This window comes from Hydrogenophaga sp., from assembly GCF_050250835.1.
Taxonomy (GTDB): domain Bacteria; phylum Pseudomonadota; class Gammaproteobacteria; order Burkholderiales; family Burkholderiaceae_C; genus Hydrogenophaga.
In genome coordinates this window covers 21,647-28,521 of record NZ_JBFWNX010000024.1, presented here as the reverse complement: position 1 = coordinate 28,521, position 6,875 = coordinate 21,647, and the positions used below count along the sequence as shown (strand labels likewise).

Sequence of the window (6,875 nt, the reverse complement as noted above, 5' to 3'; positions counted from 1 at the left end):
GCTCCGGACAGGCGGTTCTTTTCTGATGGTCGGGGATCAGTCGAACACCGGCGATGCCACGCCCAGCACCTTGTGCAGCTTGGGGCTGGTGGTGGTGTATTGCAGGAAGACGGGGCGGTCCGGGAACACGATGGGCATGGCGCCAAAGGCGGCGAGGGCGCATTCGTGAAAACCGCTGAGGATGAGCTTTTTCTTTCCTGGGTAGGTGTTGATGTCGCCCACGGCGAAGATGCCGGGAATGCTGGTGGCAAATTTCTCGGTGTCCACCACCAGCTGCTTGCGCTCGATGTCCAGGCCCCAGTCGGCGATGGGGCCGAGCTTGGGAGACAGGCCGAAGAACACGAGCAATGCGTCCAGCGGTACGACGCGGGTGACGGCATCGGGGCCGGTCACCTTCAGTCCGCTGAGCTGGCCGGCCTGGTTCTGCTCGAAACCGGTGGCCTGGCCCACGATGAACTGCATCTCCAGGCGCTCGCAAAGTTCGCGCACCCGTGCCACGCTGGCGGGCGCGGCCTGGAAGCCGTCGCGCCGGTGGATGAGGATGACGCTTTCGGCGCGGTGCGCGCTGTCGGGTCGGGCGAAGTTGATGGCCCAGTCCAGGGCGGAGTCGCCGCCGCCCATGATCACCAGCTGCTTGCCGGCGAAATCCGCCGGATTCCTGACCCGGTGGAAGAGCTGGTGGCCGTCGAATTTTTCGATGCCTTCGACCTTGAGCGTGCGCGGCTGGAAGGCGCCTACACCGGCGGCGATGAACACGGTTTTGGTGAGAAACCGCGTGCCCTTGGAGGTGGCGATGAAGAAGCGGTTGTCGTCCTGCTTCTGCACCGTGGTGACCTCCTGCCCGAGATGGAAAGTGGCGCCAAAGGGTTTGATCTGTTCCAGCAGGCGGTCGGTGAGTTCCTGCCCGGTGCAGACCGGGATGGCGGGAATGTCGTAGATGGGCTTGTCGGGGTAAAGCTCCACCGGCTGCCCGCCGGGGCAGGCCAGGGAGTCGATCACGTGGGCCTTGATTTCCAGCAGACCCAGTTCGAACACCTGGAACAGGCCCACCGGGCCAGCGCCGACGATGACCGCGTCGGTCTCGATGGCGCCATCGTGTGCGCTCGATTGGGGCATGGCCTGCGGCGTCGGGGTCAGCGGATCAGTTCCGAGAGTTTGTCGGTGCGATCTTTCCAGTCGTCGGCGTCGTCCAGCGGGGCCTTGCGCTTGGTGATGCTCTTCCAGCCGGGCAGGCGGGCCAGTTCGGCGTTGAGCACGATCATGTGCTGCTGGTCCTTGGGCAGGTCTTCCTCGGCGTAGATGGCGCTCACCGGGCATTCGGGGATGCACACCGCGCAGTCGATGCATTCGTCCGGGTCGATGGTGAGGAAGTTGGGGCCTTCGCGGAAGCAGTCGACGGGGCAGACGTCCACACAATCGGTGTATTTGCAGCGGATGCAGGCTTCGGTGACAACGTGGGTCATGGTGGTGGTCGAAATCAGGTAATCCCGGATTTTAGGGTTTCCAGGAGTATGGGGCCGGGGTATGACCCTGGCCTTGATGCAAGTTAAAGACTGGGTGCGCGTTCAGAGCACCAGCAGCGCGCCTGCCGTGCGGTGGCTGGCGGTGTCCACCAGCACCAGCGAGCCCAGGGCGCGCGAGCGGGCAAAGGGCAGCGTGGCCAGGGGTTCCTGCAGCGTGAGCTCGATGTGGCCGATGGCGTTGGGCTCGAGCTGGGTGGCGTCTTCCTCCGCCAGGGTGTGGATGTCCAGCCGATGAACAATGCGCTTGATCTTGGCCTTGACCCAGCGGTGGCCGTGCAGTGCCCAGTACACGCGGCCGGGTACCAGCGTCTCGTCGTCCAGCCAGGCCACGGTCGCTCGCAGCTCGCGGCTTCCGGCGATGGTGTCGTGGGCGTCTTCCTCATCCTGGGCCAGCAACCAGTCGCCACGCGAGACGTCGACCTCGCGGTCGAGCACGATGCCCGCGCTGTGGCCAGCCAGCACGGCCTGCGGTTGGCGAACGTGGTTCAGCACCTGCGCCACCACGGCGGTCTGGCCGTTGGGCAGGATGCGCACCGGCTGGCCGGGCTGCACGCCACCGGTGGCCACGCGACCCCAGAACACACGGCGGCCTTGTGATGTGTCGGAAGAGTTGCTGAATTTTTCGACCCACTGCACGGCGAAGGCAAAGGGCAGCGTGGTGTCGGCGGCCGTCACCGGCAGGCTCTCCAGGATCTGCAGCAGCGTGGGGCCGGTGTAGCCGCACCACTGAGCCTGCTCGCTCGCGTCCACCACGTTCCAGCCCTTGAGCGCCGACACCGGCACGATGGCGGTGACGGGGATGCCGGCCTGTTGCGCGAACTGGCGCAGCGCCGCGCCGATGTGGGCAAACGCGGTGGCGCTGTCGGCCACGGCGTCGAGCTTGTTCACGGCAAACACCACCGAAGGCACGCGCAGCAACTTGAGCAGCAGGCTGTGGCGTCGTGTCTGCGGCAGCAGTTTCAGGCCGGGGGCGGCCCAGTCGAGCTTGGTGGCATCGACCAACACCACGGCGGCGTCTGCGCTGGAGGCGGCGGTCACCATGTTGCGGGTGTATTGCTCGTGGCCCGGCGCGTCGCCGATGATGAATTTGCGCGCTTCGGTGCTGAAGTACCGGTAGGCCACGTCGATGGTGATGCCTTGTTCGCGCTCGGCAGAGAGGCCATCGGTGAGCAACGCCAGGTCGGTCTGGCCCTGGCGCTGCACGCCGGCCAGGTGGTCTTGCAGCACGGCCTTGCTGTCGACCAGGAGGCGGCCAATCAGCGTGCTCTTGCCGTCGTCCACGCTGCCGCAGGTGATGAGACGCAGGGCGGAGCGGGTGTCTTGCAGGAGGGCTTCGACGGGCTCAGCCCGAGCGGAGGAGATCGTGGTCATCAGAAGTACCCATCCTTTTTGCGTTTTTCCATCGAAGCGTCGCTGGTTTTGTCGTCCATGCGCGTGGCGCCGCGCTCGCTGACCTCGGCGGCCAGCGTCTCGATCACGATGTCGTCAGCGGTGGCGGCCAGGCTGTCCACCGGGCAGGTGCAGGTGATGTCGCCCACGGTTCGGAAACGCACATCGCGCACCTGCACGGTTTCACCATCGCGTGGGGGGGTGAGTTCGGTCACCGGCACCAACAGGCCCCGGCGGTCCACCACCTGGCGCTGGTGCGTGTAGTAGATCGACGGCAGGGCAATGTTCTCGCGGGCGATGTACTGCCACACGTCGAGCTCGGTCCAGTTGCTGATCGGGAATACGCGGAAGTGTTCGCCTGGTTGCAGCCGGGTGTTGAACAGCGTCCACAGTTCGGGGCGCTGGGCCTTGGGCTGCCACTGGCCGAAGCTGTCGCGGTGGCTGAAAATGCGTTCCTTGGCGCGCGCCTTCTCCTCGTCGCGTCGCGCCCCGCCAATCAGCGCGTCGAACCGGAACTCGTCGATGGCCTCGAGCAGCGTCACCGACTGGTGAACGTTGCGGCTCTCACCGGGATGCGCCAGGCGCACCGTGCCGCGCGCCATCGAGTCTTCCACGTTGCGCACGATCAGTTCGGCGCCGAGTTCCTTGGCGCGCGAGTCGCGGAAATCGGTCACCTCGGGGAAGTTGTGGCCGGTGTCGATCATCAGCAGCGGATAGGGAATACGGCCCACGCCGAACGCCTTTTCGGCGCACTTGAGCATGACCAGCGAATCTTTGCCGCCTGAGAACAGCAGGGCGGGCCGCTCAAAGGCGGCCGCCACTTCGCGCAGGATGAAGATGGTTTCCTCTTCCAGCGCGTCCAGATGGGCGTTGCTCAGGTGATGCTGTTCGCTGGCGGCGTGTTGCAAGGCGGTCTGGATCACGTCGGGTTCGGTGCGGGCGTTCATGAAAGACTCCGTTCGTCCTGGGCCTGTCGAAGGACTGAAGTGGTGTTCGCAGGCGCTTCGACGGGCTCTGTGCGAACGGTGCTGGACAAGAGACTTGAAACCGGCTGCACATGCAGACCGCATTCCTTGGCGCTTTCCTGTTCCCACCACCAGCGGCCAGCGCGGAAATCCTCGCCGACGCTGATGGCGCGGGTGCAGGGCGCGCAGCCGATGCTGGGGAAGAACTGGTCGTGCAGGGCGTTGTACTCAAGTCGGTGCAGTCCGATGAAGTGCCACACGTCGCCCCAGGTCCATTCCACCAGCGGGCTGACTTTGACGCGCTCGGGCTCCTGGATGATTTCGCCCACTTCTGCGCGTGCGTTGGACTGCTCGCGCCGCAGGCCGGTGATCCAGCCGTCGTGGCCAGCCAGGGCGCGCGCCAGCGGTTCCATCTTGCGAATGTCGCAGCAGGCCTTGCGCAGTTCGATGCTCTGGTACATGGCCTCTTCGCCGTTCTTGCGCACGAAGTGAATCACCGATTCCTGGCGCGGCCGGAATACCTGCACGCTGGTTCCGTAGCGGCGCTCGATCTGGGGAATCAATGCGAGCGTCTCGGTGTGCAGCTTGCCGGTGTCCAGCACAAACACGCTTGCCTCGATATTGGCCAGGTGCATCAGGTGCGTGACCACCATGTCTTCCGCTCCGAGGCTGGAGGCCTGGGTCAGCCTGGGATGGCTGGCGGCGGTTTCGCGCAGCAGGGCGATGGCACGCGAGACCTTGGCCGTGAAATCGGCAGAAGGTTTGTCGTAGAGGGCTAAAGCGTTCATGGCGGTGGCTCAGTGCGCTGGTCAGGCAGTGGCGAAGTGGGGCGCGGTGTGCACGGCGTCACCTTGGTAGAAAGCGGGGTAGTGCGACAGCAGGTGCCGGCCATGCGAGAGGTCCTGGTCGGCGCGAAGCACGGCTTGGCTGAAGCCGCTGCGCTGCATTTGCACCAGCTGGTCGATCAGCACATCGCCCGTGGCGCGGATCTGCCCCGAGAAGCCCAGGCGACGGCGCAGCAGAAAAGCCTGGCTGAAGGCGCGGCCGTCGCTGAATTTGGGGAAATTCAGCTCGACGACCTCGATGCCGTCGAGCTGGACCTCGCGCGGATCGGCATCGTTGGCAATGGTCAGGCGGCGGTCTTGCGGTTCAAGCGGCTCGAAGGCGCTGGCGCTGAATACTTCAAAGTGCTGTGTCATGTCGGGCTTCCTCAGGCAGGTGCACGGGCCGTGCTCACGCGCACCGCATTGGCGGCGGTCTTGAAGGGTTCGGCACCGGCGCGCTTGAGCGTGGCGACAAAGCTTTCGCCGCTATGGCGCTGCGAGCGGTAAGTGTCGAGCAGGGCCTCGATCACGTCGGGCACCTCGCTGGCGGCAAACGACGGGCCGATCACCTTGCCGGGCGTGGCTTCGCCAGAGAGGCGCGTGCCGTCCGAACCTCCGAGCGTCACCTGGTACCACTCCTGGCCGTCTTTGTCGACGCCCAGAATGCCGATGTGGCCGCTGTGGTGGTGGCCGCAGGAATTGATGCAGCCGCTGATGTGCAGGTCGATCTCGCCCAGGTCGTGCAGCTCGTCCAGATCCGTGTAACGGCCCAGGATGGCCTGCGCCAGGGGCAGCGATCGCGCATTGGCCAGGTCGCAGAAATCGCCGCCGGGGCACGCGATCATGTCGGTGAGCAGGCCGATGTTGGGCTTGGCGAGGCCCAGGCGGCGCGCCTCGCGCCAGAGTTCGGGCAGCGCGTCGCAGCGCACCCAGGGCAGCAGCAGGTTCTGTTCATGCGTCACGCGGGCCTCGCCCGACGAAAAGCGCTCGGCCAGATCCGCGGCGCGGTCCAGCTGGTCAGCCGTGGCGTCGCCGGGGGCCTGGCCAAAGCGTTTGAAGGAGAGTGTGACGGCGCGCAGGTCGGGGTTCTGGTGCGGCTTCACGTTTTGCTGCAGCCAGCGGCTGAACTCCACGTCGTCCTCGGCAGCGGCCTTGAGGATGTGGGCGATCTTGGCGTCGGCGCTCTTGCGGTCGCAGCTCAGTGGCGGCGTGACGAAGAAGGCGCTCACACGGTCCAGTTCGGCCTGGGTGATGGTGTGCGGCGCGCCGTCTTTCTCGATGATGTCGCGGTACTCGGCTTCCACCTGGTCGGTGTAGGCCTGGCCTTCGGCCTTCACCAGGATCTTGATGCGGGCCTTGTAGATGTTGTCGCGGCGGCCAAAGCGGTTGTAAGCGCGCACCACGGCTTCGAGGTAGTTCAGGACCTGGTGCCAAGGCAGGAACTCGCGCAGCACGCTGCCAATGATGGGCGTGCGGCCCATGCCGCCTCCCACGCGCACCTGGAAACCCAGGTCGCCGTCCACGTTGCGCAGCAGGCGCAGGCCCACGTCGTGCCAGGCGGTGGCGGCCCTGTCCTCACGCGCACCGGTGATGGCCACCTTGAACTTGCGCGGCAGGAAAGCGAACTCGGGGTGCAGCGTGCTCCACTGGCGCATGATTTCAGCAAAGGGGCGCGGGTCGGCCACTTCGTCGGCGGCGATGCCTGCGAGTGCATCGGTCGTGATGTTTCGGATGCAGTTGCCGCTGGTCTGGATGCCATGCATGTTCACGCTGGCCAGCAAGTCCATCACCTCGGCCGAGCGCGAGAGCGGAATCCAGTTGTATTGCACGTTCTGGCGCGTGGTGAAGTGCGCGGTGCGATCGGGCAGCGTGGGCACTTCGGACAGGCCCGCGTTGGCCTTGGATGTGTCGTGGTCTTCCTTGTGGTCGTAGTCGCGCGCAATCTTTGCCAGCACACGAAGCTGCACGCTGGAGATTTCGCCGTAGGGCACGGCCACGCGCAGCATGGGCGCGAAGCGTTGCACGTACCAGCCGTTCTGCAGGCGCAGCGGCTTGAACTCGTCTTCGCCCAGCGTGCCGGCTTGCCAGCGGGTGAGCTGGTCGCGGAACTGGGCGGCGCGCAGGTGCACGAACTGGCGGTCGAATTCGGAATATTGGTACATCGTCGTCGTCGG

General features: G+C 65.6%; 7 protein-coding genes. All 7 read right to left on the bottom strand.

What is annotated here, in order from left to right; translation table 11 throughout:
• Positions 1–36: 36 nt before the first annotated feature.
• Positions 37–1,116 (bottom strand): NAD(P)/FAD-dependent oxidoreductase, encoded by a 1,080-nt coding sequence (locus AB7F11_RS19945; RefSeq protein WP_428290929.1) that lies wholly within the window; start codon positions 1,114–1,116, stop codon positions 37–39.
• 17 nt (positions 1,117–1,133) lie between these two features.
• Positions 1,134–1,463 (bottom strand): ferredoxin FdxA, encoded by a 330-nt coding sequence (gene fdxA, locus AB7F11_RS19940; RefSeq protein WP_428290930.1) that lies wholly within the window; start codon positions 1,461–1,463, stop codon positions 1,134–1,136.
• Positions 1,464–1,565: 102 nt separating this feature from the next.
• Positions 1,566–2,894, bottom strand: a complete 1,329-nt coding sequence (locus tag AB7F11_RS19935; protein ID WP_428300039.1) for a sulfate adenylyltransferase subunit 1 — start codon at positions 2,892–2,894, stop codon at positions 1,566–1,568.
• Positions 2,894–3,859 carry a sulfate adenylyltransferase subunit CysD gene (gene cysD / locus AB7F11_RS19930; RefSeq protein WP_428290932.1) on the bottom strand — a complete coding sequence of 322 codons (966 nt, stop codon included), beginning with the start codon at positions 3,857–3,859 and terminating at the stop codon, positions 2,894–2,896. Before cysD ends, AB7F11_RS19935 begins: the two co-directional genes overlap by 1 nt.
• Entirely contained in the window at positions 3,856–4,665 is an 810-nt protein-coding gene (locus tag AB7F11_RS19925) for a phosphoadenylyl-sulfate reductase (RefSeq protein WP_428300040.1), read from the bottom strand. The genes cysD and AB7F11_RS19925 overlap by 4 nt, the downstream gene beginning before the upstream one ends.
• A 21-nt stretch (positions 4,666–4,686) precedes the next feature.
• Entirely contained in the window at positions 4,687–5,076 is a 390-nt protein-coding gene (locus AB7F11_RS19920; RefSeq protein ID WP_428290934.1) for a DUF934 domain-containing protein, read from the bottom strand.
• Positions 5,077–5,087: 11 nt separating this feature from the next.
• Entirely contained in the window at positions 5,088–6,863 is a 1,776-nt protein-coding gene (locus AB7F11_RS19915; protein WP_428300041.1) for a nitrite/sulfite reductase, read from the bottom strand.
• Positions 6,864–6,875: the final 12 nt, after the last annotated feature.

Excerpts from the sequence above, each read along its gene's own strand:
- AB7F11_RS19945 (WP_428290929.1), bottom strand. The coding sequence starts at position 1,116 with ATGCCCCAATCGAGCGCACACGATGGCGCCATCGAGACCGACGCGGTC.
- fdxA (WP_428290930.1), bottom strand. The coding sequence starts at position 1,463 with ATGACCCACGTTGTCACCGAAGCCTGCATCCGCTGCAAATACACCGAT.
- AB7F11_RS19935 (WP_428300039.1), bottom strand. The coding sequence starts at position 2,894 with ATGACCACGATCTCCTCCGCTCGGGCTGAGCCCGTCGAAGCCCTCCTG.
- cysD (WP_428290932.1), bottom strand. The coding sequence starts at position 3,859 with ATGAACGCCCGCACCGAACCCGACGTGATCCAGACCGCCTTGCAACAC.
- AB7F11_RS19925 (WP_428300040.1), bottom strand. The coding sequence starts at position 4,665 with ATGAACGCTTTAGCCCTCTACGACAAACCTTCTGCCGATTTCACGGCC.
- AB7F11_RS19920 (WP_428290934.1), bottom strand. The coding sequence starts at position 5,076 with ATGACACAGCACTTTGAAGTATTCAGCGCCAGCGCCTTCGAGCCGCTT.
- AB7F11_RS19915 (WP_428300041.1), bottom strand. The coding sequence starts at position 6,863 with ATGTACCAATATTCCGAATTCGACCGCCAGTTCGTGCACCTGCGCGCC.